20 protein-coding genes, 1 riboswitch and 1 other annotated feature are annotated in these 26,032 nt (G+C 33.8%); of the genes, 13 read left to right on the forward strand and 7 right to left on the reverse strand.

Annotated elements, in window-relative coordinates; all coding sequences use genetic code 11:
* Positions 1-7: 7 nt before the first annotated feature.
* The 5 genes from rsmG to rpmH all read right to left on the reverse strand — a co-directional run bounded on the left by rsmG (position 8) and on the right by rpmH (position 4,845).
* Entirely contained in the window at positions 8-727 is a 720-nt protein-coding gene (gene rsmG, locus ACVBFA_RS02165) for a 16S rRNA (guanine(527)-N(7))-methyltransferase RsmG (protein WP_002458523.1), read from the reverse strand.
* Positions 727-2,604, reverse strand: coding sequence for a tRNA uridine-5-carboxymethylaminomethyl(34) synthesis enzyme MnmG (mnmG, locus tag ACVBFA_RS02170; RefSeq protein WP_002470718.1), 1,878 nt, complete (start codon positions 2,602-2,604; stop codon positions 727-729). The genes rsmG and mnmG overlap by 1 nt, the downstream gene beginning before the upstream one ends.
* A gap of 72 nt (positions 2,605-2,676) precedes the next feature.
* Positions 2,677-4,056: a tRNA uridine-5-carboxymethylaminomethyl(34) synthesis GTPase MnmE gene (mnmE, locus tag ACVBFA_RS02175; protein WP_002447646.1), complete on the reverse strand. Its 1,380-nt coding sequence runs from the start codon at positions 4,054-4,056 to the stop codon at positions 2,677-2,679.
* A 145-nt stretch (positions 4,057-4,201) separates the two neighbouring features.
* Entirely contained in the window at positions 4,202-4,549 is a 348-nt protein-coding gene (gene rnpA, locus ACVBFA_RS02180; RefSeq protein WP_001832522.1) for a ribonuclease P protein component, read from the reverse strand.
* Between the two features lie 158 nt (positions 4,550-4,707).
* The gene (gene rpmH / locus ACVBFA_RS02185; RefSeq protein ID WP_000240855.1) at positions 4,708-4,845 is read right to left on the reverse strand and encodes a 50S ribosomal protein L34; all 138 of its coding nucleotides are present in this window, start codon (positions 4,843-4,845) and stop codon (positions 4,708-4,710) included.
* A gap of 748 nt (positions 4,846-5,593) precedes the next feature.
* Between rpmH and dnaA the strand changes: the two genes are divergently transcribed.
* The 6 genes from dnaA to gyrA all read left to right on the forward strand — a co-directional run bounded on the left by dnaA (position 5,594) and on the right by gyrA (position 14,836).
* Positions 5,594-6,949, forward strand: a complete 1,356-nt coding sequence (dnaA, locus tag ACVBFA_RS02190; protein ID WP_002496908.1) for a chromosomal replication initiator protein DnaA — start codon at positions 5,594-5,596, stop codon at positions 6,947-6,949.
* 312 nt (positions 6,950-7,261) lie between these two features.
* Positions 7,262-8,395, forward strand: coding sequence for a DNA polymerase III subunit beta (dnaN, locus tag ACVBFA_RS02195; protein WP_002447644.1), 1,134 nt, complete (start codon positions 7,262-7,264; stop codon positions 8,393-8,395).
* 432 nt (positions 8,396-8,827) lie between these two features.
* The gene (gene yaaA, locus ACVBFA_RS02200; protein WP_001831806.1) at positions 8,828-9,064 is read left to right on the forward strand and encodes a S4 domain-containing protein YaaA; all 237 of its coding nucleotides are present in this window, start codon (positions 8,828-8,830) and stop codon (positions 9,062-9,064) included.
* Positions 9,061-10,176, forward strand: coding sequence for a DNA replication/repair protein RecF (recF, locus tag ACVBFA_RS02205; protein ID WP_002458520.1), 1,116 nt, complete (start codon positions 9,061-9,063; stop codon positions 10,174-10,176). The genes yaaA and recF overlap by 4 nt, the downstream gene beginning before the upstream one ends.
* 10 nt (positions 10,177-10,186) lie before the next feature.
* The gene (gyrB, locus tag ACVBFA_RS02210; protein WP_126122276.1) at positions 10,187-12,118 is read left to right on the forward strand and encodes a DNA topoisomerase (ATP-hydrolyzing) subunit B; all 1,932 of its coding nucleotides are present in this window, start codon (positions 10,187-10,189) and stop codon (positions 12,116-12,118) included.
* A gap of 36 nt (positions 12,119-12,154) precedes the next feature.
* Positions 12,155-14,836, forward strand: coding sequence for a DNA gyrase subunit A (gene gyrA, locus ACVBFA_RS02215; RefSeq protein WP_126122275.1), 2,682 nt, complete (start codon positions 12,155-12,157; stop codon positions 14,834-14,836).
* Positions 14,837-15,232: 396 nt separating this feature from the next.
* Here gyrA and ACVBFA_RS02220 read toward each other — a convergent pair whose 3' ends face one another.
* Positions 15,233-16,048, reverse strand: coding sequence for an NAD(P)H-hydrate dehydratase (locus tag ACVBFA_RS02220; protein WP_001831762.1), 816 nt, complete (start codon positions 16,046-16,048; stop codon positions 15,233-15,235).
* Positions 16,049-16,590: 542 nt separating this feature from the next.
* Positions 16,591-16,805, forward strand: a binding site (T-box leader).
* Between the two features lie 87 nt (positions 16,806-16,892).
* Between ACVBFA_RS02220 and serS the strand changes: the two genes are divergently transcribed.
* Complete coding sequence (serS, locus tag ACVBFA_RS02225) at positions 16,893-18,179, forward strand: serine--tRNA ligase (protein WP_001831805.1); 1,287 nt, start codon at positions 16,893-16,895, stop codon at positions 18,177-18,179.
* A 528-nt stretch (positions 18,180-18,707) separates the two neighbouring features.
* Here the strand turns inward: serS and sph are convergent.
* On the reverse strand, positions 18,708-19,691 hold the full coding sequence (gene sph / locus ACVBFA_RS02230; RefSeq protein WP_002458517.1) for a sphingomyelin phosphodiesterase: 984 nt from the start codon (positions 19,689-19,691) through the stop codon (positions 18,708-18,710).
* A gap of 384 nt (positions 19,692-20,075) precedes the next feature.
* Between sph and ACVBFA_RS02235 the strand changes: the two genes are divergently transcribed.
* The 6 genes from ACVBFA_RS02235 to rplI all read left to right on the forward strand — a co-directional run bounded on the left by ACVBFA_RS02235 (position 20,076) and on the right by rplI (position 25,945).
* Complete coding sequence (locus ACVBFA_RS02235; protein ID WP_020363450.1) at positions 20,076-20,768, forward strand: AzlC family ABC transporter permease; 693 nt, start codon at positions 20,076-20,078, stop codon at positions 20,766-20,768.
* Entirely contained in the window at positions 20,765-21,094 is a 330-nt protein-coding gene (locus ACVBFA_RS02240; protein ID WP_002447636.1) for an AzlD domain-containing protein, read from the forward strand. Before ACVBFA_RS02235 ends, ACVBFA_RS02240 begins: the two co-directional genes overlap by 4 nt.
* A gap of 124 nt (positions 21,095-21,218) precedes the next feature.
* Positions 21,219-21,319: riboswitch (SAM riboswitch) on the forward strand.
* 64 nt (positions 21,320-21,383) lie between these two features.
* The gene (gene metX / locus ACVBFA_RS02245; RefSeq protein WP_001831747.1) at positions 21,384-22,352 is read left to right on the forward strand and encodes a homoserine O-acetyltransferase MetX; all 969 of its coding nucleotides are present in this window, start codon (positions 21,384-21,386) and stop codon (positions 22,350-22,352) included.
* 227 nt (positions 22,353-22,579) lie between these two features.
* Positions 22,580-23,506, forward strand: a complete 927-nt coding sequence (locus ACVBFA_RS02250; protein WP_020363449.1) for a YybS family protein — start codon at positions 22,580-22,582, stop codon at positions 23,504-23,506.
* A 28-nt stretch (positions 23,507-23,534) separates the two neighbouring features.
* On the forward strand, positions 23,535-25,502 hold the full coding sequence (locus tag ACVBFA_RS02255; protein WP_002458514.1) for a DHH family phosphoesterase: 1,968 nt from the start codon (positions 23,535-23,537) through the stop codon (positions 25,500-25,502).
* Positions 25,499-25,945 carry a 50S ribosomal protein L9 gene (gene rplI / locus ACVBFA_RS02260; protein ID WP_002447632.1) on the forward strand — a complete coding sequence of 149 codons (447 nt, stop codon included), beginning with the start codon at positions 25,499-25,501 and terminating at the stop codon, positions 25,943-25,945. Before ACVBFA_RS02255 ends, rplI begins: the two co-directional genes overlap by 4 nt.
* Positions 25,946-26,032 lie beyond the last annotated feature (87 nt).

Raw genomic sequence — 26,032 nt, forward strand, 5'->3', positions numbered from 1 at the left:
TGATGTCTTAACTTTCAACTAGTGGAGATTTGTTTGGCGTACCTGGTTTTCTTGGGTATTTTTTTGATGTCTGTCTACGTTTATCAATAATAATCATTTGTCGCTCACCGGCATTTTCAGGTAATTCAAAAGTATAAGTATCTTTCACATTACCGCCTAAAATATTAATAGCAAACGTCGCTTCTTGCAATTCTTCTTTACCCTTTGAAGATTTAAGTGCAAGGAACTGTCCACCTTTTTTTACTAAAGGTAAGCACAGCTCACTTAAGACAGTCAATCTCGCTACTGCACGAGCTGTAACAATATCATAAGACTCCCTGTAGACACCCTTGCCGTATGTTTCTGCTCGATCATGCACAAAACTAACATCTTCAAGACCTAGTTCTGCAGCTAAATGATTTAGAAATTGTATTCTTTTATTTAGAGAATCTACAATCGTCACTTTTAACTCAGGATATACTATCTTTAAAGGTATACTTGGAAAACCTGCACCAGCACCGATATCACAAAGACTTAATTGACCGTTAAAATCATAATAAAAACTGGGCGCTATTGAATCATAAAAATGTTTTAAATAAACATCATGTTCATCAGTAATACTTGTCAAATTCATTTTTTTGTTCCATTCAACAAGTAATTGATAATATTTTTGAAATTGCTCTTTTTGTGTATTAGATAGTTCTATGCCTTGCTCGCTTAATTTCTCTGATAACCATTCAATACTCATTATTGTTTCACCCTTTGAAGCTTACCTTGTTCTAAATAAACAAGTAGAATTGAGATATCTGCTGGATTCACACCTGAAATTCGTGAAGCCTGTGCAATATTTAATGGTTTAACTTCAGCTAACTTTTCGCGTGCTTCAGATGCTAAACTATCTACCTTGCTATAATCTAAATCCTCAGGAATTTTTTTCGCTTCCATTCTTTTAACTTTTTCTACTTGTTGTAAAGATTTATTGATATAACCTTCATATTTTGTTTGAATTTCAACTTGCTCCTCAACCGCTTCAGGAAGTTGATGTGATTCTTCTAAGATTTCTAAAATTGTTTCGTAGTTCATTTCCGGACGACGTAATAAATCAATCGCTAATATACCATCTTTTAATCTTGAACCACCCTTAGCTTCAATAATTGCTTGCGTATGTTCATTTGGTTTAATACGTACATCGGTAAGTCGTTGTATTTCATCTTTGATTTGTTGACGCTTTTCATTAAATCTTGCATAGCGTTCTTCTGATATTAAGCCTAACTCATACCCCATATCAGTGAGACGTAAATCAGCATTATCATGACGTAATAATAATCGATATTCCGCACGTGAAGTTAATAATCGATACGGTTCATTTGTACCCTTAGTGACTAAATCATCTATAAGTACACCAATATATGCGTCTGAACGACTGAGTATTTTTTTACCTGTACCTAAAACATTACCAGCAGCGTTAATACCTGCCATAATACCTTGTCCCGCTGCTTCTTCATATCCTGATGTTCCATTAATCTGACCAGCGGTATACAAGTTTTTGATCGCTTTTGTTTCTAACGTTGGCCATAATTGAGTAGGTACGATTGCATCATATTCAATAGCATAACCTGCACGCATCATATCTGCTTTTTCAAGACCTGGAATGGTTTCTAACATTTGACGTTGAACATGTTCAGGTAAACTAGTAGATAATCCTTGCACGTATACCTCATTCGTATTACGTCCTTCAGGTTCTAGGAAAAGTTGATGTCTTGGTTTATCGTTAAAGCGAACAAATTTATCCTCAATTGATGGACAATATCTAGGCCCTGTACCTTTAATCATACCGGAATACATAGCAGATAAATGTAAGTTATCATCAATGACTTGATGTGTATCTCCATTTGTATAAGTTAACCAACAAGGTAATTGATCTAAAATAAATTCGGTTGTTTCAAAACTAAACGCACGACCTATATCATCACCTGGTTGGATTTCAGTTTTAGAATAATCGATGGTTCTCGCATTTACACGAGGTGGCGTACCCGTTTTAAATCTAACGATATCAAATCCTAATTTTCTTAAATTATCCGCTAGCGTTACAGATGGTAATTGATGGTTAGGACCACTAGAATATTTTAAGTTTCCTAGTATAATTTCTCCACGTAAGAATGTACCAGTTGTAATAATGACAGCTTTAGAACGATATTCTGTACCAATGTTAGTACGAACACCTTTAACTTCATTATCTTCTATAATGAGTTCATCAACCATACCTTGCATGATGTCTAAATTATCCTCATTCTCAAGTACACGCTTCATTTCTTGTTGATATAATACTTTATCTGCTTGAGCACGTAAAGCTCTAACAGCTGGACCTTTCCCTGTATTAAGCATACGCATTTGAATGTGCGTTTTATCAATAGTTTTTGCCATTTGTCCACCTAAAGCGTCTATTTCACGTACAACGATTCCTTTCGCAGGACCACCTACAGATGGATTACATGGCATGAAAGCAATATTATCTAAATTAATTGTTAACATCAGCGTTTTAGCACCCCGACGAGCTGAAGCTAGACCTGCTTCAATACCGGCGTGACCAGCACCAATGACTACTACATCATATTCTTGAACCACTATTTTACCTCCCAAAAGTCTTAAAATCTTGAATTGTAGACGTCTTACCGTCTAGTTTATATTTTTATATCATTATTTTCCTAAACAAAATTGACTAAATAGTTGATCTATTAATTCATCGCTCGCTGATTCTCCAATTATTTCTCCTAGAATTTCCCAAGTACGTGTTAAATCAATCTGCACCATATCCATTGGGATACCAGACTCAGCAGCATCAATCGCATCTTGAATTGATTGTCTCGCTTGTTTCAACAATGAAATGTGACGTGAATTCGATACATAAGTCATATCTTGATTTTGTACTTCGCCACCAAAGAATAAATCTTTAATTTGTATTTCTAATTCATCAATACCTTCTTGTTTAAGCATCGATGTTTGTATAAGTGGCATATCACCAATCATCTCTCTTAGTTCGCTAACATCTAATCGTTGCTCTAAATCTGTTTTATTAATGATTACAATAACATCCTCATTTTTAATGACTTCGAATAAAGTTTGATCATCTTCCGTCAGAGGTTCATTGTTATTAAGCACAAATAAAATTAAATCTGCTTCACTTAAAGCTTTCCTAGAACGTTCTACACCAATCTTCTCTACGATATCTTCAGTATCTCTAATACCCGCAGTATCTACAAGTCGTAATGGGACACCTCTAACATTGACATATTCTTCTAACACGTCTCTTGTTGTACCAGCGACCTCAGTCACAATTGCTTTATTATCTTGAATAAGGTTATTTAGCATCGAAGACTTCCCAACATTAGGACGTCCTACAATAACAGTAGATAACCCTTCTCTCATTATTTTACCTTGTGCACCTGTTTCAAGTAATCGATTGATTTCTTCTTTAATACGCTTAGACTGTTCTAGTAAGAAGTCTGTCGTTGCGTCTTCTACATCATCATACTCTGGATAATCAATGTTAACTTCAACTTGGGCGAGTATCTCTAATATGGATTGACGTTGTTTCTTAATTAAATCACTTAAACGTCCTTCTATTTGATTCATCGCAACCTTAGAAGCTCGATCAGTTTTGGAACGTATAAAATCCATAACCGCTTCTGCTTGAGATAAATCTATACGACCATTTAAAAATGCACGTTTTGTATATTCACCTGGTTCTGCCATACGTGCACCATAAGTCATAGTTAACTCTAATATACGATTAATTGTTAAAATACCACCATGGCAATTTATCTCAATAATATCTTCTCGTGTGAAAGTTTTAGGGGCACGTAAAACAGACACCATAACTTCTTCAACTGTTTCATTTGTTTCTGGATCAATAATATGACCGTAATTTATTGTATGCGTCTCAACTTCAGATAACTTTTTCTTTCCTTTATATAAGATGTCTCCGATTTCAATAGCTTGTGGCCCAGATAATCTCACAATTCCAATAGCACCTTCACCCATAGGTGTTGAAATACTTGTAATCGTATCAAAATCCATAAGAGTCTCGCCTCCTTATTAATGTAAAAATTCATTATAACATTGTAATTTGTTTCTTTTAAAAAAGCTAATAAATTGTTCAACATTAAGATGTAAGCCTTCGGTTTGTGTGACGTTAGACTTCGGTTCGTCTAAGTCCCCTGCCCTACTTGATCTTTTTATTAAACACTTTTGCAATTTTAAGCACATGCTCTAAACTACTTTGAATCTCTAGTGTATTCATATCTTTTGCTGGTTGCCTCGCTATAACTATAATATCTTTAGCGATAATATTTTGCTTATGCACTTTAAAATTCTCTCTTATTGCTCTTTTAATTCTATTTCTTGTAACAGCGTTCCCCAGTTTTTTTGAGACACTTATTCCTAAGCGAAAATGTTTTAAATCTCTATTTTTATAGGTATAGACAACAAATTGTCTATTTGCAACAGACTTCCCATTCTTGTATATCGCTTGAAAGTCTGAATTTCTCTTAATACGATATGCTTTTTCCATTAAACATCACTCGCTTATTCTAATCTATTCATTTTAATAGTAACAATTATCTATTAACAAAACATACGCATATATTATTTTGAAAATGATATCAGAACAATACTTAAATATCATTTTATTATTTAAACAAAAAAAAGACCACTGATGATTCAGTGATCTTATGCAGATAAAACTTTACGGCCTTTACGACGACGACGCGCTAAAACTTTGCGGCCATTTTTAGTGCTCATGCGTTTTCTGAAACCATGAACTTTACTATGTTTACGTTTATTTGGTTGATAAGTACGTTTTACCATGCAAAACACCTCCATCTGAATTCAATTACCAATATTTCCAACTTCCTACCTAGAAATTGGTTCATATAAATAGATAAATTAACGAAGTATATATTAGCTTCAATTACTAACATACTTCATCTGAGCAATTGCTCTCTTATTGTGTCTGCTATTAAGAAATTTGTTCTATAGCTTATTATTATCTAGTCATAATTCAAGCAACTACTACAATATAACAAAATACCTTTTATAAAGCAAGATGAATTTACGAATATAACGATTGAAAATCACTTGTTGTGATTTAATATAAGAAATCTTTTTTCTTCATCAAATTATTACCAATTTTAATAATAATTTGTCATATACATAGTTCATACAATCCATATAAATTATTTCCCAAAGTAAAAAAAGAAATTGTGACGCTTATTTGAAGTTATCCACTTATACACAGAAATTCTCTCAAAAACTGTGGATAACATATGCGCTATACACACAGTTATTCAAAATTTAACAACATATTCACAGCCATTTGACATCACTTGGAGTTAAAAAGTATAATTATGTGGATAAGTCGTTCAAATTATGATTTTATAAGGATTTATTTATTAAATTTATATACATAAATGGTGTGCATAAATCATAGTTATGTTTAAGTTATCCACTGATTGTGATTAACTTGTGGATAATTATTAACATACTGTGATTATTTTTATCCACCTATGTTATTTCTGTGTATAAGTCTAAAATTTTAAGAAAGATGGAGTTATTTATGTCAGAGAAAGAAATTTGGGATAAAGTTTTAGAAATTGCCCAGGAAAGAATTTCAAACACTAGTTATCAAACGTTCATAAAAGATACGCAACTCTACTCACTTAAAAATGACGAAGCCATTATATTAGTAAGTCTGCCTTTCAATGCGAGTTGGCTTAATCAGCGATATTCAGAAATTATGCAGGCTATTATTTATGATGTCATCGGTTATGAAGTGAAACCACATTTTATTTCTGAAGATGAACTTGCATCCTACAACAATGTAAATACACAAGAAGTTCAAGAACCCCAAGTACAAAATTCTTCTATAGATGATAAGACTTGGGGAAAAGAACAATTTAATATGCACAATACATTCGATACATTTGTCATTGGACCTGGCAATCGTTTCCCACATGCTGCAAGTTTAGCTGTTGCAGAAGCACCGGCAGAAGCTTATAATCCATTATTTATATATGGAGGCGTAGGTCTAGGTAAAACACATTTAATGCATGCAATTGGACATCATGTTCTTAGTAACAAACCTAATGCTAAAGTCATTTACACTTCTAGTGAGAAATTCACAAACGAATTTATTAAATCAATACGTGATAATGAAACTGAAGCATTTCGTGAAAAGTATCGTAAAATTGATGTTTTATTAATTGATGATATTCAATTCATTCAAAATAAAGAACAAACGCAAGAGGAGTTCTTCCATACTTTTAATGAATTACATCAAAATAATAAGCAAATCGTTATTTCAAGTGATCGTCCACCAAAAGAAATTGCTAAGCTAGAAGACCGTCTACGTTCTCGTTTTGAGTGGGGGCTAATAGTTGATATCACGCCACCTGATTACGAAACAAGAATGGCAATATTACAAAAGAAAATTGAAGAAGAAAATCTTGATATTCCGTCAGAAGCATTGAATTACATCGCCAACCAAATTCAATCCAATATTCGTGAACTTGAAGGCGCATTAACTCGACTTTTAGCGTACTCAAAATTACAAGGGAAACCTATTACAACCGAACTTACCGCAGAAGCGTTAAAAGATATCATTCAATCACCTAAGTCTAAAAAGATTACAATTCAAGATATCCAAAAGGTAGTTGGTCAATATTATAGTGTAAGAATTGAAGATTTTAGTGCTAAAAAACGTACAAAGTCAATTGCTTACCCACGACAAATAGCTATGTATCTATCTAGAGAATTAACTGATTTTTCATTACCTAAGATAGGTGAAGAATTTGGAGGTCGCGATCATACAACAGTTATCCATGCCCATGAAAAGATTGCAAATGATATCAAGTCTGATCCTACATTTAAGCAAGAAGTAGAAAACTTAGAAAAAGAAATTAGAAATCAGTAATGGGAAATAAATCAATCAATATTGAATAAATTGAAAATTAGCAGATTGTAAACGGTCTTTTAGGGAATAATTACTAAGTAAATCAATTCCCAAAAACTTAAAAAGATGGGTAGTTGTCCCTCTGAATAACAATAGCAATTGTGGATAATGTGAAAAATTAATACACAACATACACAGTTTATCCACATGTGTATAACTGTGCTATCCGTAAGTTTTTTAGACTTATCCACCAATCCACAATGCCTACTACTATTACTATGATTTTAAAACCTATATAATTATATATAAACGACTGGAAGGAGTTTAAATTTAATGATGGAATTCACAATCAAAAGAGATTATTTTATTAATCAACTTAACGACACATTAAAAGCTATCTCACCTAGAACAACTTTACCGATTTTAACAGGTATCAAAATTGATGCTAAAGATAATGAAGTCATTTTAACTGGGTCAGATTCAGAAATATCAATAGAAATCACTATTCCAAAACAAGTTGATGGTGAAGAAATTGTTGAAATTACAGAAACAGGATCAGTTGTACTTCCTGGTCGTTTCTTCGTTGATATTATTAAAAAACTTCCTGGAAAAGAAGTTAAATTATCAACTAATGAACAATTCCAAACATTAATCACATCAGGTCATTCAGAATTTAACTTAAGTGGTTTAGATCCTGATCAATATCCATTATTACCTGAGGTATCACGAGATGACGCTATTCAATTGTCTGTTAAGGTACTAAAAAATATCATTGCACAAACTAATTTTGCAGTGTCCACCTCAGAAACACGACCAGTACTTACTGGTGTAAACTGGCTTATACAAGATAATGAATTAATATGCACAGCAACAGATTCACACCGCTTAGCTGTAAGAAAATTACAGTTAGAAGATGAATCAGAAAATAAAAATGTCATCATTCCTGGTAAAGCTTTATCTGAATTAAACAAAATTATGAGTGACAGCGACGAAGATATTGATATTTTCTTTGCTTCTAACCAAGTGTTATTCAGAGTGGGGAATATTAATTTCATCTCACGTTTACTTGAAGGTCATTATCCAGATACGACACGTTTATTCCCAGAAAATTATGAGATTAAATTAGGAATTAACAATGGAGACTTTTATCATGCAATTGATCGTGCATCTTTATTAGCACGAGAAGGTGGAAATAATGTTATTAAATTAAGTACAGGTAATGAATTAGTTGAACTTTCATCTACTTCTCCTGAAATTGGTACTGTTAAAGAAGAAGTTAACGCTAATGATGTAGAAGGCGGAAACTTGAAAATTTCTTTCAACTCAAAATACATGATGGATGCTTTAAAAGCCATTGATAATGATGAAGTAGAAGTAGAATTCTTTGGTACAATGAAACCATTTATCTTAAAACCAAAAGATGATGATTCTGTAACGCAATTAATTCTGCCTATTAGAACATATTAATAAAAATTAAAATTATAATCGTATTAGATTGCTAAATCTCTTATACAAAGAAGCCTGTGCATTTGTCGCATAGGCTCTTTTATATTGATACCAAACCTCATTTCAAACATTCAAAACTTAATATAGACGAATGAGATAATTATCGTGAATGTAAAATTAATTTTAAATGTACTGAGCGCTTTTCATAGCAATAATAAATATATTTGAGTATTCAATTACCCTTGTGGAAAAAGTGTGCTAAAAACCCCTTTAAAATTAAAATTCAGTGTAAGTTTCTAAAATGATTGTAAGTAAATTATAAAATTTGTAGCAGCTTTTGATAAAATAAAATATATATCAAAGTAAACGATTTCATTCTTTATTTTAAATGAAATTCAAAGTAAAAAACGGTATAATATATTAATGACACATACAGAAATGGAGTGAGAAATTTTGGTTCAAGAAGTTGTTGTAGAAGGAAATATCACTTTAGGTCAATTTCTTAAAACTGAAGGAATCATAGAATCAGGTGGACAAGCCAAATGGTTTCTACAGGATTTTGAGGTTTTAATTAATGGACAACGTGAAACAAGACGTGGCAAAAAATTAGAACACAACGACCGCATTGATATTACAGATATCCCTGAAGATACGGGTTCCTTTTTAATCATCCATCAAGGTGAACAATGAAACTTAATACACTCCAATTAGAGAATTATCGTAACTATGAACAGGTGACATTAGATTGTCATCCTGAAGTGAATATCCTTATTGGTGAGAACGCACAAGGAAAGACAAATTTACTTGAATCAATTTATACCTTAGCGCTTGCTAAAAGTCATCGTACGTCAAATGATAAGGAACTCATACGTTTCAATTCTGATTATGCTAAAATAGAGGGTGAGCTAAGTTATAGACATGGCACGATGCCGCTTACGATGTTTATAACTAAAAAAGGTAAGCAAGTTAAAGTGAATCATCTTGAACAAAGCAGACTAACTCAATATATTGGACATTTAAATGTCGTCTTATTTGCGCCTGAAGATTTAAATATCGTTAAAGGTTCACCACAAATACGTCGACGGTTCATAGATATGGAGTTAGGACAAATATCTGCTGTCTATTTGAATGATTTAGCTCAATATCAGCGTATTCTAAAGCAAAAGAACAATTACCTTAAACAGTTACAAATTGGGCAGAAGACAGATACAACAATGCTAGAAGTCTTAAACCAACAATTTGCTGAATATGCACTGAAGGTTACGTTACGTCGAGAGCACTTTATAAAGGAATTAGAAACACTTGCACAACCCATTCATGCAGGTATTACAAATCATCGAGAGACACTGACACTCGATTATGTTCCAAGTTTGAAGTTAAGTAATTATGAAGCTAATCAATCTGAGTTAATTGAAGAAGTATTAGCATTGTTAAATGACAATTTACAAAGAGAGAAAGAACGAGGTGTATGTCTCTATGGCCCACATCGTGATGACTTAAGTTTCAATGTAAATGGCATGGATGCTCAAACGTATGGTTCACAAGGTCAGCAACGTACAACTGCGCTATCAATTAAGTTGGCAGAAATTGAATTAATGAATATTGAAGTAGGAGAATATCCAATCTTACTTTTAGATGATGTCTTGAGTGAGCTTGATGATTCACGTCAAACTCATTTGTTAAGTACGATTCAACATAAAGTACAAACATTTGTGACAACAACGTCAGTTGAAGGAATAGATCATGAAATAATGAATAACGCTAAGTTATACCGTATTAGTCAAGGTGAATTACTAAAGTAACGAGAAAGTGATGGTGAATACATTGTCAGATGTAAACAACACAGATAATTATGGTGCTGGACAGATACAAGTTTTAGAAGGTCTCGAAGCGGTTCGTAAAAGACCAGGTATGTATATTGGTTCAACTTCAGAAAGAGGGTTGCACCATTTAGTATGGGAAATTGTTGATAATAGTATTGACGAGGCATTAGCAGGTTATGCTAGTCATATTGAAGTTATAATTGAGAAAGACAATTGGATTAAAGTTACTGACAATGGCCGTGGTATTCCTGTTGATATTCAAGAAAAGATGGGACGCCCTGCTGTCGAAGTTATCTTAACTGTACTTCACGCTGGAGGTAAATTCGGAGGTGGCGGATACAAAGTATCTGGCGGTCTTCACGGTGTTGGATCTTCAGTTGTTAATGCTCTCTCACAAGATCTTGAAGTTTATGTACATCGTAATGGCACGATTTATCATCAAGCCTATAAACAAGGTGTGCCACAATTTGATCTTAAAGAAATTGGCGATACAGATAAAACAGGTACAGCTATTCGATTCAAAGCCGATAAAGAAATCTTTACAGAAACAACAGTTTATAACTATGAAACACTTCAAAAGCGTATACGTGAGCTTGCTTTCTTAAATAAAGGTATTCAAATTACTTTAAAAGATGAAAGGGAAGAGGAAGTTAGAGAAGACTCATATCATTATGAAGGCGGGATTAAATCCTATGTAGATTTATTGAATGAGAATAAAGAACCTCTTCACGATGAACCTATATATATCCATCAGTCTAAAGATGATATTGAAGTAGAAATTGCACTTCAATATAACAGTGGATATGCAACCAACTTATTAACGTATGCGAATAATATTCATACATACGAGGGTGGTACGCATGAAGATGGCTTTAAACGTGCTTTAACACGCGTTTTAAATAGCTATGGAACACAAAATAAGATTATTAAAGAGGATAAAGATAGACTTTCAGGTGAAGATACACGGGAAGGTTTAACAGCAGTCGTATCAATTAAACATGGCGATCCTCAGTTTGAAGGACAAACTAAAACAAAATTAGGAAACTCTGAAGTACGTCAAGTTGTTGATAGATTATTTTCTGAACACTTTGAACGTTTCTTATATGAGAATCCGTCTGTAGGACGTATTATTGTTGAGAAGGGTATTATGGCTTCACGCGCACGTGTAGCTGCCAAAAAAGCACGTGAAGTTACGCGTCGTAAATCAGCATTAGACGTTTCAAGCTTACCAGGTAAATTGGCAGATTGTTCTAGTAAGAACCCTGAAGAAAGTGAAATTTTCTTGGTAGAAGGTGACTCTGCCGGGGGGTCTACTAAATCTGGTCGTGATTCAAGAACACAAGCCATTTTACCTTTAAGAGGTAAAATTTTGAATGTGGAAAAAGCACGTTTAGATCGTATCTTAAACAATAACGAAATTCGTCAAATGATTACTGCATTTGGTACGGGTATTGGAGGAGAATTCGATATATCAAAAGCACGTTATCATAAAATCGTAATCATGACTGATGCCGATGTTGATGGTGCACATATACGTACGTTATTACTTACATTCTTCTATCGTTTCATGAGACCTTTAATTGAAGCGGGCTATGTTTATATTGCTCAGCCGCCTTTATATAAACTAACGCAAGGAAAACAAAAATATTATGTATTTAACGATAGAGAACTAGACAAGTTGAAACAAGAATTAAACCCGTCACCAAAATGGTCAATTGCACGTTACAAAGGTCTTGGTGAAATGAACGCAGACCAATTATGGGAAACGACTATGAATCCTGAACATCGCTCTATGTTGCAAGTGAGACTTGAAGATGCAATTGATGCAGACCAAACATTTGAAATGTTAATGGGCGATGTAGTAGAAAATCGCAGACAATTTATCGAAGACAATGCAGTTTATGCCAACCTAGATTTCTAGACACTATGAACTGAACTTTTGAAGGAGGATCTCTTGATGGCTGAATTACCTCAATCAAGAATTAATGAACGAAATATAACCAGTGAAATGCGTGAATCATTCTTAGACTATGCTATGAGTGTTATCGTTTCTCGTGCATTACCTGATGTTAGAGACGGATTAAAGCCAGTACATCGTCGTATTCTTTATGGTTTAAATGAACAAGGTATGACGCCCGATAAACCGTATAAGAAATCTGCACGTATAGTCGGGGATGTGATGGGTAAATATCACCCTCATGGTGATTCTTCAATTTATGAAGCAATGGTAAGAATGGCCCAAGACTTTAGTTATCGTTATCCACTTGTAGATGGTCAAGGTAACTTTGGCTCTATGGATGGTGACGGTGCAGCCGCAATGCGTTATACCGAAGCACGTATGACTAAAATAACATTAGAACTTTTACGAGATATCAACAAAGACACAATTGATTTTATTGACAACTATGATGGTAATGAAAGAGAGCCGTCAGTCTTACCTGCACGTTTCCCTAACTTATTAGTGAATGGTGCGGCAGGAATTGCCGTAGGTATGGCTACAAATATTCCTCCCCACAATTTAACTGAAGTTATTGATGGTGTGCTCAGTTTAAGTAAGAATCCAGACATCACAATTAATGAGCTGATGGAAGACATCCAAGGTCCTGATTTTCCTACAGCTGGTCTAGTACTAGGTAAAAGTGGTATTCGTCGAGCTTATGAAACAGGTCGTGGGTCAATTCAAATGCGTTCTCGTGCTGAAATAGAAGAACGTGGTGGTGGCCGTCAACGTATTGTCGTAACGGAAATACCTTTCCAAGTCAATAAAGCACGTATGATTGAAAAAATCGCAGAGTTAGTTAGAGATAAGAAAATCGACGGTATTACAGATTTACGTGATGAAACAAGTTTGCGTACAGGTGTAAGAGTAGTTATTGATGTACGTAAAGATGCAAATGCGAGTGTTATTTTAAATAATTTATATAAACAAACGCCATTACAAACATCATTTGGTGTGAATATGATTGCTTTAGTGAATGGTAGACCTAAACTAATCAATTTAAAAGAAGCACTTATTCATTACTTAGAGCACCAAAAAACAGTGGTTAGACGACGTACTGAATATAATCTTAAAAAAGCAAGAGACCGTGCACATATTCTAGAAGGTTTACGAATAGCACTAGATCATATCGATGAAATTATCACAACAATTCGTGAATCGGACACTGATAAAATTGCGATGGCAAGTTTACAAGAGCGTTTTAAACTTACTGAACGTCAAGCTCAAGCAATTTTAGATATGCGTTTAAGACGTTTAACTGGATTAGAAAGAGATAAAATAGAATCTGAGTATAATGAACTTCTAGAATATATTAAAGAGTTAGAAGAGATTTTAGCTGATGAAGAAGTGTTATTACAATTAGTTCGTGATGAATTGACTGAAATTAAAGAACGTTTCGGTGATGAACGTCGCACTGAAATTCAATTAGGTGGTCTAGAAGATCTTGAAGATGAAGACTTAATCCCTGAAGAACAAATCGTTATTACATTAAGTCATAATAACTATATTAAACGTTTACCAGTATCTACATATCGTTCTCAAAATCGTGGTGGTCGTGGCATACAAGGTATGAACACGTTGGATGAGGACTTCGTTAGTCAATTGGTAACAATGAGTACACATGATCATGTTCTGTTCTTTACAAATAAAGGTCGTGTATATAAACTCAAAGGTTATGAAGTTCCTGAGTTGTCACGTCAATCCAAAGGTATACCTATTATCAATGCGATTGAACTCGAAAATGACGAAACAATAAGTACGATGATTGCAGTTAAAGACCTTGAAAGTGAAGAAGATTATCTCGTATTTGCGACAAAACAAGGTATCGTTAAACGTTCATCATTAAGTAACTTCTCCCGTATTAACAAAAACGGTAAAATTGCAATTAACTTTAAAGAAGATGATGAATTAATTGCAGTACGTCTAACAACAGGTAATGAAGATATTCTTATTGGAACTGCACATGCATCATTAATTAGATTCTCTGAATCTACATTACGTCCATTAGGCCGTACAGCAGCAGGTGTGAAAGGTATTTCTCTACGTGAAGGGGATACTGTCGTAGGTCTTGATGTTGCAGATTCAGAAAGTGAAGATGAAGTATTAGTAGTTACTGAAAATGGTTACGGTAAACGTACACCTGTTAGCGAATATCGTTTATCAAATCGTGGTGGTAAAGGAATCAAAACTGCGACAATTACTGAGCGTAATGGTAACATCGTTTGTATCACAACTGTGACCGGTGAAGAGGATTTAATGGTTGTAACTAACGCTGGTGTTATTATCCGTCTTGACGTTCATGATATTTCTCAAAATGGACGTGCAGCACAAGGTGTACGTCTTATGAAACTCGGAGATGGCCAATTTGTTTCTACTGTTGCTAAAGTAAAAGAAGAAGACGATAATGAAGAAAATGTAGATGAAGCGCAACAAACCACTAGTGCTGAAAAAGCAGATGTAGAAGAGGTAGTGGATGATCAGACACCAGGCAATGCGATTCATACAGAAGGTGATGCAGAAATGGAATCTGTAGAGTCTCCTAAAAATGATGATCGTATTGATATTAGACAAGATTTTATGGATAGAGTGAATGAAGATATCGAGAGTGCTTCAGATAATGAAGAAGATAGTGATGAATAGTTAAAAAGGGAGTAAGACAGAAACACAGAGTTCGTTGTTCTGCCCGGCCCCCTTAATTAAACTACCTGTAGATTTAATGAATAAAAGTTTATATATAGGGAAGTCGGACTAGAGTTATAATGAGGTTATTTTCTAACTCAATCATCGACGCCCAATATGCTAAAATGCATGAGACATAGCAATATGCCTCATGCATTTTTTAATTTCTTGTTTATGTTAAATTGATTTGCCCTTTATGACTTCTGTAGCACCACGCATCGAGGATAAATGTATAATCATTTTCATACATTTAGACCCCCTTCAATAGAGAGTGTCTAAAATGTAACTGTCCCTCTCAACAATGTACCTTCTCAATTTACCAGTACTGATAAGCACAGTAATTAATTCTGATATCTGTTAACCTTCAAGTTGTTTCATCACATACGGAATTTCACTAATCAGACGTGAAGGTGGAACAACATACATTGTGTCAGATAATTTTTCACCGATAAAACTATGCATGTAAGTTGCACTTGTAACAGCTTCTTTAAAGTTATCAAATTGGCCTACGAAACTTGTAATCATGCCCGCAAGTGTATCGCCCATACCACCTGTAGCCATAGCAGGTGTGCCAATAGGTAATTTATAGACATCATCATTGCAGAAATAGATTTCCGTACCATGTTGTTTTAATACTACTGTTGCGCCAATACGTTCTACCGCTTCAAGGTTGCGTTCATAAGTTTGTTCTTCAATAGGTATACCGCTCAACCGCTCCCATTCCTTTTGATGTGGTGTGAATATAACACGACATGTAGGAATTTGAGGTTTCAACTTACTGAATATTGTTATAGCATCTCCGTCAACAATTAAATTTTGATGAGGTTGTATATTTTGAAGTAAAAACGTGATGGCATTGTTACCTTTGAAATCTACTCCAAGACCTGGACCGATAAGGATACTATCGGTTGCTTCAATCATTTTTGTAAGCATTTTAGTATCATTAATATCTATAACCATCGCCTCAGGACAACGAGAATGTAGCGCAGCATGATTATTTGGATGTGTTGCTACAGTAATGAGTCCACTTCCACTATAAACGCAAGCGCGTGCAGCAAGCATGATTGCGCCCCCCATATTAGCAGATCCACCGATTAATAAAATTTTACCATAGTCACCTTTATGTGTTTCGTCTTTTCTTATAGGAATATTAACAGAATCTAACGTTTTCATAACGACATAACCTCCCATAACATGTTATTTCTTAAAATGTTGCAAGTCTTATGTTTGCTTTTATTTCACGAATCTTTTTATTTATTTCAAACAATTGTTTACATGTGATTTTAAATCATCTCTTCTAAATACAATTAAGAATACTATACCTGTATCTGACATTCGTCAATAGTTAAATGAAACTCTTTTTACATCGTCATGTATCATTCATTATTTTAGTAGACCGATAGCATAATGTAGCAGTTTTATTTATTTAATTAAAAATATTAAATGGAAATAGAACGTAAGGTGACATTCCAAGCAGTTGATTATAATAATGTTGAAATTCTCTCGCCACTCATCTGAGAAAAATTGTATGTATATCGTCACAATATATCTACTATTACACAGGACAAGATATTCAGTTTCAACAAGTTGTAGAAGCGGGACACAAATGATTTAAAAAGTGTTGCATATAAGCACATCTAAATATGACGTAATTGTTGCAAATTTAAAATAACTTGAAATATGATAATGACTTTGCTATATTAAAATTAAGTTAATAAAGTATTGTTCGTAGGACAAGTAGCATAGATAGTTCGATTTCAGAGAGCTTGTGGTAAGTGAGAACAAGTAATCGACATTCATGTGAATCTACCTACTGTATGTGAACAATCGGTAATAACCGTTATTTTAGTTAAGCGCAATTTGAGGTAAATGGTTTTAATTTACTTGAAATTGTTAAATAGGGTGGCAACGCGTAGACCACGTCCCTTGTCTGGGATGTGGTCTTTTTTTATTGTTTTATCACACGAAGTCATCCATAAAATTGAATATATTTTATTTGGGAAAGGATGAAGGTTACATGTTAGACATTCGTTTATTTAGAAATGAACCTGAGAAAGTGAAGAGCAAAATTGAATTAAGAGGCGACGATCCTAAAGTTGTCGACCAAGTTTTAGAATTAGATGAACAACGCCGTGAATTAATCAGTAAAACTGAAGAGATGAAGGCGAAAAGAAATAAAGTGAGCGAAGAAATAGCTCAAAAGAAACGTAATAAAGAAGATGCTGATGACGTCATTGCTGAGATGCGTCATTTAGGTGATGAAATTAAAGATATCGATAATCAACTTAATGAAGTAGATAATAAAATTAGAGATATCTTAATTCGTATTCCTAACTTAATTAATGAAGACGTACCTCAAGGTGCTTCTGATGAAGAAAACGTTGAAGTTAAAAAATGGGGTACGCCACGTGATTTTGAATTTGAACCTAAAGCACATTGGGATTTAGTTGAAGAATTAAAAATGGCTGACTTTGAACGTGCTGCTAAAGTATCTGGTGCGCGTTTCGTATACTTAACTAAAGATGGCGCATTACTTGAACGTGCTTTAATGAACTACATGTTGACAAAACATACAACGCAACATGGTTACACTGAAATGATGACACCACAATTAGTGAATGCTGATACAATGTTTGGCACAGGTCAATTACCTAAATTTGAAGAAGATTTATTTAAAGTTGAAAAAGAAGGTTTATATACGATTCCAACTGCAGAAGTACCTTTAACAAACTTCTATAGAGATGAAATTATTCAACCAGGTGTACTACCTGAATTATTTACAGCTCAAACTGCATGTTTCCGTAGTGAAGCAGGATCAGCTGGTAGAGATACAAGAGGGTTAATTCGTTTACATCAATTTGATAAAGTTGAAATGGTTCGTATTGTACAACCTGAAGATTCTTGGAATGCTTTAGAAGAAATGACACAAAATGCTGAAGCTATTCTTGAAGAATTAGGTTTACCATACCGTCGTGTTATCTTATGTACTGGCGATATTGGTTTCAGTGCTAGTAAAACATATGATCTAGAAGTTTGGTTACCAAGTTACAATGATTATAAAGAAATCAGTTCTTGCTCTAACTGTACTGATTTCCAAGCACGTCGCGCAAATATCAGATTCAAACGTGATGCTGCTTCTAAACCAGAATTAGTCCACACATTAAATGGTAGTGGTTTAGCTGTAGGTCGTACATTTGCAGCCATCGTTGAAAACTATCAAAACGAAGATGGTACATTAACAATTCCTGAAGCATTAGTACCATTTATGGGTGGCAAAACTAAAATTGAAAAACCAATCAAATAATCATATAAACTTAACTAGATGATTACAATATTATAAAGTTATTTAACTGTCGATAAGGTTCTATAAACTTATCGGCAGTTTTTTTATGTATAAAGACAAAATTGCTATTTTTATATTCAATTAGAGATGGATGTCTAAAATAACTTAAAATAATTTTCGCGATTTAAAATGCTGATATAACAAATCTTTTATAGATACGGTTGTCTGACGTCACACAAACGTATGTCTAAAAATAGTAAATATTTATTGTCATAGATTGAGTTATAAAATCATGAAAATAATACATGAAGTAGCAAGTATTTATCTTTTAGAGAACGCCTGTAAAAATATAAAATAGTGGAAATTGATTTTTAAACGTTGTCATTCATATTCAAAATATTTAATTTAGTTTGTCAAACAACGTTTATTTCTATATAACCATAAAATAATATCATAAAGAAGCTATATGAAATTCGAAGTTTAATTCCAATGTTTCATATAGCTCCTATTCTAAATATTAATATTTAATAATTAAATGTATCAATCGTCCTATTCATTTGATGCGTAGCCAGAAAGTGGATAATGATCTGAGTAGTCATTGTATTTGTATGTTTTTCCCCAAGATTTCACGGACCATTCTGGTGACTTCACTCTATGTGTATCATTATGCCATGAGCTTGGTTGTGCATGGTCACGATCTAATAAAATATAATCTAAGTGTTGAGGTTCTAATTTAGGATAATTGTATTTCGCAATACTATTACTGCTAGTATCCCAACTATATGCATTACCATCGAATTGAGTAGGTAACGAAACATTTAAGTTATTTGCCATTTGTTGATATTCTTCTGAATCTTTAATGACATTTAAGTCACCACCGATATAGACGGGTTCATTTTTAGGGATATTCTTGTCTTTGATAAATTGTTTAATTTCACTCATTTGACTCTGTCTAATGTCTTTATCTTTTCCTTTAAAGCATGTTGGATCTTCAGCTTGTAGATGTGTTCCGATAATATGGTGGTATTTGCCATTCTTATTAATTTTAATGTAGGCAAAGCCTTTATTACCGGCCATATCAGCACCACAGCCTTTTTTATAAATATGTTGTTCTTGTTGTACGATAGGCCATTTACTCACAATACCAACGCCACCGCTTACTTTTTTAATTTTTCTATAAGTACCAGAAGTATTTTGCCAACCTTCTGTACCTTTACCAACGATAGGTGTTTGATAAGGATACTGTGAATGTAAACGTGCTAACAATCTTTTTGATGCTTTTTTATCAAATAATTCATTTAGAATCACGACATCTTGATTTTGAATGTAATCTGCTTTTGAAATTAAATCAGCGCGCTGAGATTGTCCCCAATTAGGGTAGATAGCAGTAGGTAAGAAATACACGTTATGTGTAGTGATTTTAAGACTGTCTTTATAATCACGTTCACTCGCATATGTGATAGTCGAAAATACTAAAAATAAACTACTTAAAACCAACAAAGTAGTTAGTATACATTTACGTTGCCAATTCAATATTGTTACACCTCGTTTCATTTGATGGTGTGATTATATCAAACTAAATTAAGTATCTTTTGAAAATTACTATTTCTAAATAAAATTTTAATAAAAAATTAAAAATCAATGATGCTTTAAAGAGTTGCAAAAGTTCAGTCACTATTATTTTTTGATAATCTTTAAAAGTAATGTTGTAAACATTTTGATTTTAAAGGATAGAAGTTGGAAAGAGGGTCTAAAAATAAGAAAGAAAATTCTGAAAAATAAAACCCTTATATATCAACTTTTTTAGACAACGGTATGTATGACGGCACACATACCGGTCTTTAAATATATTGAATAAAGTAATTAGGTATATTAGACTGATTTTATTATTTTATTGGAGAGACTGGGGCTGATAATATGACTCACCTTACGTTTAAGCAAGGTGTGAAAGAGTGTATTCCTACGTTACTTGGATATGCAGGTGTAGGACTATCATTTGGAATTGTGGCAGCCTCCCAAAATTTCAGTGTTTTAGAAATTATATTATTGTGTCTGATTATTTATGCCGGTGCAGCCCAATTTATTATTTGTACATTAGTGATTGCAGGCACTCCTATTTCTGCAATTGTGCTTACAACACTTATCGTTAACTCTCGAATGTTCTTATTAAGTATGACTTTAGCACCTAATTATAAGCAATATGGATTTTGGAATAGGGTAGGGCTTGGAACGTTATTAACAGATGAAACTTTTGGAGTTGCTATAACACCATATGTTAAAGGTGAAAAAATTAACGATCGATGGCTACACGGACTAAATATTACTGCTTACCTATTTTGGACTGTTTCCTGTGTAATCGGCGCCATTTTCGGAGAGTATATTTCAAATCCTGATGCGCTTGGTCTAGACTTTGCCATTACCGCAATGTTTATTTTTTTATGTATATCTCAATTTGAAGGTATTAAGAAATCACGATTGAGAATATATATTGTACTCATTGTATGTGTGATTGTGATGATGATTCTTTTAAGTTCAATTCTACCTTCATACGTAGCAATATTGATAGCCGCAATAGTTGCTGCATTGTTAGGGGTGATGATGGAAAAATGACGACAGATTTACATACATTAGTACTTATTGTTTTATGTGGCGTGGTCACATTACTCGTTCGTGTTATTCCATTTGTTATGATATCGCGTGTCAACTTACCAGCAATTGTAATTAAATGGCTTTCTTTTATTCCTATCACTTTATTTACAGCTCTTATTATAGATGGTGTAATTCAACAACATGATCATACATTTGGTTATACGCTTAATTTACCTTATATTATTGCAATCGTACCAACTGTGATGCTCGCTATTTTCACACGTAGTCTAACAGTGACAATTCTCGGAGGTATATTTGTCATTGCTTGCTTACGTTTAATCTTTTAATCTTTGAAAATCATATCAAATCATTGAACTTACGGAAAAAGTTAGTTAAGATTAAAATAATTAGAAAATTTAGACTATTCGAGACGAAATGCATATCTACATCACAATACAATTAAATTACCTAACCTTATTTTGAGAAGTTGAGGGATTTGGCCCATAGAAGCTTCAGCAACCGACTTTAAATAGCACGGTGCTAATACCAACGAGCAACTCGAATGATAAGTACGATAAGTGCCTTTACATCATTTGAGTAAGGCACTTTTTTAGTTGAAGGAGGTATGGAACTATTATGACGAATTACACGGTTAATACATTAGAACTAGGTGAGTTTATAACTGAATCTGGTGAAACGATTGATCATTTACGTCTACGTTATGAACATGTAGGACTTCCTGGTCAACCCCTTGTCGTTGTTTGCCATGCACTTACTGGCAATCATTTAACATACGGCACGGATGCGCAACCTGGCTGGTGGCGAGAAATCATTGATGGTGGTTACATTCCAGTTCATGATTATCAATTTCTTACATTCAATGTCATTGGAAGTCCATTTGGTTCAAGTTCTAAATTAAATGATGACAACTTCCCAGAACATTTAACATTGAGGGATATTGTTAGAGCTATTGAGTTAGGTATACAAGCATTAGAATTTAAGAAGATTAATATTCTCATTGGAGGCAGTTTAGGTGGTATGCAAGCGATGGAATTGCTTTATAATCGTCAATTCGAGGTGGAAAAAGCAATCATATTAGCCGCTACTGATAAAACGTCCTCCTATAGTCGTGCTTTTAACGAGATTGCAAGACAAGCTATACATATAGGTGGTAAAGAAGGTTTAAGTATCGCACGTCAACTCGGCTTTCTCACGTATCGATCGTCTAAAAGTTATGATCAACGTTTTACACCAGATGAAGTAGTAAGCTATCAACAACATCAAGGTGATAAGTTCAAAGAATATTTCGATTTAAATTGTTATTTAACACTGCTAGACGTCTTAGATAGTCACCATTTAGATAGAGGGAGAGATGATGTTGATGAAGTCTTTCAGTCGTTGGAAACGAAAGTACTAACAATGGGCTTTATTGATGATTTGCTTTATCCTGATGATCAAGTGAGAGCTTTAGGAGAACGTTTTAAATATCATCGTCATTTCTTCGTACCAGATAATGTAGGACATGATGGTTTTCTTCTAAATTTTAATGATTGGGCGCCTAATTTATATCATTTCTTAAACTTGAAACAATTCCGACGTAAATAGTAAAGTTTTATAATAGAACACAATCCCCATGAGCACACATAAGAAATACTAAACAGTGCAGAGTAGGTAAATTTTTCTTTGGCATGAAAATAGTCATACAAAGAATTATATAAGCAAAGTTTATTTCATATGTCGTATCTATGCATAAACCTATCACTGGTAGTATGGCTTTACTTTATTGTTAAATTTTAGCAAAGAGGTTAAAATAGGAGTTATAGTCAAAAAGTATGGGAGTGGCGTATGTGTTTTCAAAAATACAACCTAAAGCAACTATTTTAGCAATTATTTCATTATTAGTAGTCGCTTTAGCAACACATGTATTACCTGTTCTCGGCTTGATTTTATGTTTATTTGCAACGATTCCCGGTATTGTTTTGTGGAATCGTTCCATACAATCATTCGGAATTAGCGCATTAGTAACAGTTGTACTTACAACATTATTAGGTAATACATTTGTCTTAAGTATGATGGTCTTAATCTTATTATTAAGTGCGATTATCGGACAATTACTTAAGGAAAGAACATCTAAAGAACGAATTCTTTATATTTCAACAGCTTCATTAAGTTTAGTTACACTTATTGGATGGATGTTATTACAAACATTCGATAAAATTCCGACGGCAGCTGTATTAATTAAGCCTTTTAAAAATGCAATGCATGAGGCTTTCTTAACAAGTGGAATCGATTCAAACTATAGACAGATTCTTGAGGAAAGTTTCCGACAAATGACGGTCCAACTCCCTAGTTTTCTAATTATAGTTATTTTCATTTTTGTCTTAATTAATCTGATTATTACATTTCCAATTTTACGTAAATTTAAAGTAGCAACACCTATTTTTAAACCTTTATTCGCATGGCAAATGAGCCGTAATTTACTATGGTTTTATCTTATAGTACTTATTTGTGTCATGATTGCAAGTGAACCAAGTACGTTCCAAAGCATCGTGTTAAACTTTGATGTTGTGTTATCATTAGTGATGTACATCCAAGGATTAAGTGTCATTCACTTCTTTGGTAAAGCTAAAAGATGGCCGAACTTCGCAACAATTCTTGTTATGGTAGTAGGGACACTTCTTACACCGGCAACGCATATTGTTGGATTACTTGGGGTAATTGATTTATGTATTAATTTAAAGAAAATAATAAAAAAATGATGATTAAAAAGTGATTAGAGGTGGAAGAATGAACCGTCAATCCACTAAAAAAGCTTTGCTCATACCGTTTATTTTAATGGTACTCACTGCTATAGCACTTGTCATCGTGTGGTTTATTTTTAACCAACTAGTGGCAGGTATTGCTACAGCTATACTTATTGTGATGATTATTATTAGTGGCGTGTTATTGAGAAAAGCATTTCTAAAAATGGATAATTATGTGGATGATTTAAGTGGTCACATCTCGGCAAGTAGTAATAAGGCGATTAAGCACTTGCCTATAGGGATGATTGTGTTAGATGAAGATAATCACATTGAGTGGATGAACCAATTTATGACAGATCACATTGAAACGAATGTGATTTCTGAAAATGTCAATGAAGTCTTCCCTAACATATTAAAACAACTGGAAAAAGTTCAAGAAGTAGAAATAGAAAACAACAATTATTACTATCATGTACGATATTCAGAAAACGAGCATTGTTTATACTTCTTTGATATGACTGAAACTGAACGTACAAACGAACTATATGAAGATTCAAAGCCGATTATTGCAACAATATTTTTAGATAATTACGATGAAATCACTCAAAACATGAACGATACACAACGTTCTGAAATTAACTCTATGGTGACACGTGTGATTAGTCGTTGGGCACAGGATTACAATATTTACTTCAAACGTTACAACTCAGATCAATTTGTAGCTTACTTTAACCAAAAAATATTGGCTGAACTAGAAGATTCTAATTTTGAAATCTTAAGCCAATTAAGAGAAAAGAGTGTGGGTTACCGCGCACAACTAACTTTAAGTATTGGTGTAGGTGAAGGTACTGAGAACCTTATTGATTTAGGTGAATTATCACAATCTGGTTTAGACCTCGCGTTAGGTCGTGGTGGTGACCAAGTTGCAATTAAGAATATGAACGGCAATGTAAGATTCTATGGTGGTAAGACTGACCCTATGGAAAAACGTACGCGTGTACGTGCGCGTGTGATTTCACATGCTCTCAAAGATATTCTTACTGAAGGCGATAAAGTTATCGTTATGGGACATAAGCGACCAGATTTAGATGCTATAGGTGCAGCTATCGGAGTTTCGCGCTTTGCATCAATGAATAATTTAGAGGCATTTATCGTTCTTAATGATTCTGATATTGATCCGACATTACGTCGTGTTATGGATGAGATTGATAAGAAACCGGAACTAAAAGAACGCTTTGTAACATCAGATGAGGCTTGGGATATGATGACTTCCAAGACGACTGTCGTTGTTGTAGATACACATAAACCTGAAATGGTCTTAGATGAAAATGTCTTAAATAAAGCAAACCGCAAAGTAGTCATTGATCATCATAGACGTGGCGAAAGCTTTATTTCAAATCCATTACTTGTGTATATGGAACCTTACGCTAGCTCAACTGCTGAGCTCGTAACGGAATTACTAGAATATCAACCAACTGAACAGAGATTGACTCGTTTAGAATCAACTGTTATGTATGCAGGTATTATAGTAGATACAAGAAACTTTACGTTAAGAACAGGTTCCAGAACATTTGATGCCGCAAGTTATTTACGTGCACATGGCGCTGATACAATCTTAACGCAGCATTTCTTAAAAGATGATGTCGATACGTATATCAATCGTTCAGAATTGATAAGAACAGTTAAGATACAAGATCAAGGTGTAGCCATTGCACATGGTTCAGATGATAAAATTTATCATCCTGTAACGGTTGCACAAGCTGCCGACGAGTTGTTAAGTTTAGAAGGCATTGAAGCATCTTATGTAGTAGCTAAACGTGAAGACAACCTAATCGGTATCTCAGCACGTTCATTAGGTTCCATAAATGTTCAATTAACAATGGAAGCGTTAGGTGGCGGTGGCCATCTGACAAATGCTGCGACACAAATAAAAGGTGCGACAATAGATGAAGCAATAGAACAATTACAACAAGCAATTACAGAACAAATGAGTAGGAGTGAAGACGCATGAAAGTAATTTTCACACAAGATGTTAAAGGTAAAGGTAAAAAAGGCGAAGTTAAAGATGTACCAGTAGGTTACGCAAATAACTTCTTACTTAAAAATAAATATGCTGTAGAAGCAACTCCTGGTAACTTAAAACAATTAGAACAGCAAAATAAACGTGCAGCAGCAGATAGACAACAAGAAATCGATGATGCAAAAGCACTTAAAGAACAGTTAAAAGATATCGAAGTTGAAGTATCAGCTAAAACAGGTGAAGGCGGCAAACTATTTGGTTCAATCAGTACGAAACAAATTGCCGAAGCGCTAAAAAAACAACATGATATTAAAATCGACAAACGTAAAATGGACTTACCACATGGTATTCACGCACTAGGATATACTAACGTTCCAGTGAAATTAGACAAAGAAGTCGAAGGTACAATCCGTGTGCACACTGTAGAACAATAATTTAAAGATATGACGCGAGGATAGTACATGATTACTATTATAGGTGCAATTATATAAGATGTATGACTTATACAATTTGTTAACCTC

The organism is Staphylococcus sp. MSU001 (assembly GCF_052976705.1).

What these genes read in the sequence shown, in the direction of transcription:
- rsmG (WP_002458523.1), bottom strand. Translation starts at nt 727, where the DNA reads ATGAGTATTGAATGGTTATCAGAGAAATTAAGCGAGCAAGGCATAGAA.
- mnmE (WP_002447646.1), bottom strand. Translation starts at nt 4,056, where the DNA reads ATGGATTTTGATACGATTACAAGTATTTCAACACCTATGGGTGAAGGT.
- rnpA (WP_001832522.1), bottom strand. Translation starts at nt 4,549, where the DNA reads ATGGAAAAAGCATATCGTATTAAGAGAAATTCAGACTTTCAAGCGATA.
- rpmH (WP_000240855.1), bottom strand. Translation starts at nt 4,845, where the DNA reads ATGGTAAAACGTACTTATCAACCAAATAAACGTAAACATAGTAAAGTT.
- dnaA (WP_002496908.1), top strand. Translation starts at nt 5,594, where the DNA reads ATGTCAGAGAAAGAAATTTGGGATAAAGTTTTAGAAATTGCCCAGGAA.
- dnaN (WP_002447644.1), top strand. Translation starts at nt 7,262, where the DNA reads ATGATGGAATTCACAATCAAAAGAGATTATTTTATTAATCAACTTAAC.
- recF (WP_002458520.1), top strand. Translation starts at nt 9,061, where the DNA reads ATGAAACTTAATACACTCCAATTAGAGAATTATCGTAACTATGAACAG.
- gyrB (WP_126122276.1), top strand. Translation starts at nt 10,187, where the DNA reads ATGGTGAATACATTGTCAGATGTAAACAACACAGATAATTATGGTGCT.
- gyrA (WP_126122275.1), top strand. Translation starts at nt 12,155, where the DNA reads ATGGCTGAATTACCTCAATCAAGAATTAATGAACGAAATATAACCAGT.
- ACVBFA_RS02220 (WP_001831762.1), bottom strand. Translation starts at nt 16,048, where the DNA reads ATGAAAACGTTAGATTCTGTTAATATTCCTATAAGAAAAGACGAAACA.
- serS (WP_001831805.1), top strand. Translation starts at nt 16,893, where the DNA reads ATGTTAGACATTCGTTTATTTAGAAATGAACCTGAGAAAGTGAAGAGC.
- ACVBFA_RS02235 (WP_020363450.1), top strand. Translation starts at nt 20,076, where the DNA reads ATGACTCACCTTACGTTTAAGCAAGGTGTGAAAGAGTGTATTCCTACG.
- ACVBFA_RS02240 (WP_002447636.1), top strand. Translation starts at nt 20,765, where the DNA reads ATGACGACAGATTTACATACATTAGTACTTATTGTTTTATGTGGCGTG.
- metX (WP_001831747.1), top strand. Translation starts at nt 21,384, where the DNA reads ATGACGAATTACACGGTTAATACATTAGAACTAGGTGAGTTTATAACT.
- ACVBFA_RS02250 (WP_020363449.1), top strand. Translation starts at nt 22,580, where the DNA reads ATGGGAGTGGCGTATGTGTTTTCAAAAATACAACCTAAAGCAACTATT.
- ACVBFA_RS02255 (WP_002458514.1), top strand. Translation starts at nt 23,535, where the DNA reads ATGAACCGTCAATCCACTAAAAAAGCTTTGCTCATACCGTTTATTTTA.
- rplI (WP_002447632.1), top strand. Translation starts at nt 25,499, where the DNA reads ATGAAAGTAATTTTCACACAAGATGTTAAAGGTAAAGGTAAAAAAGGC.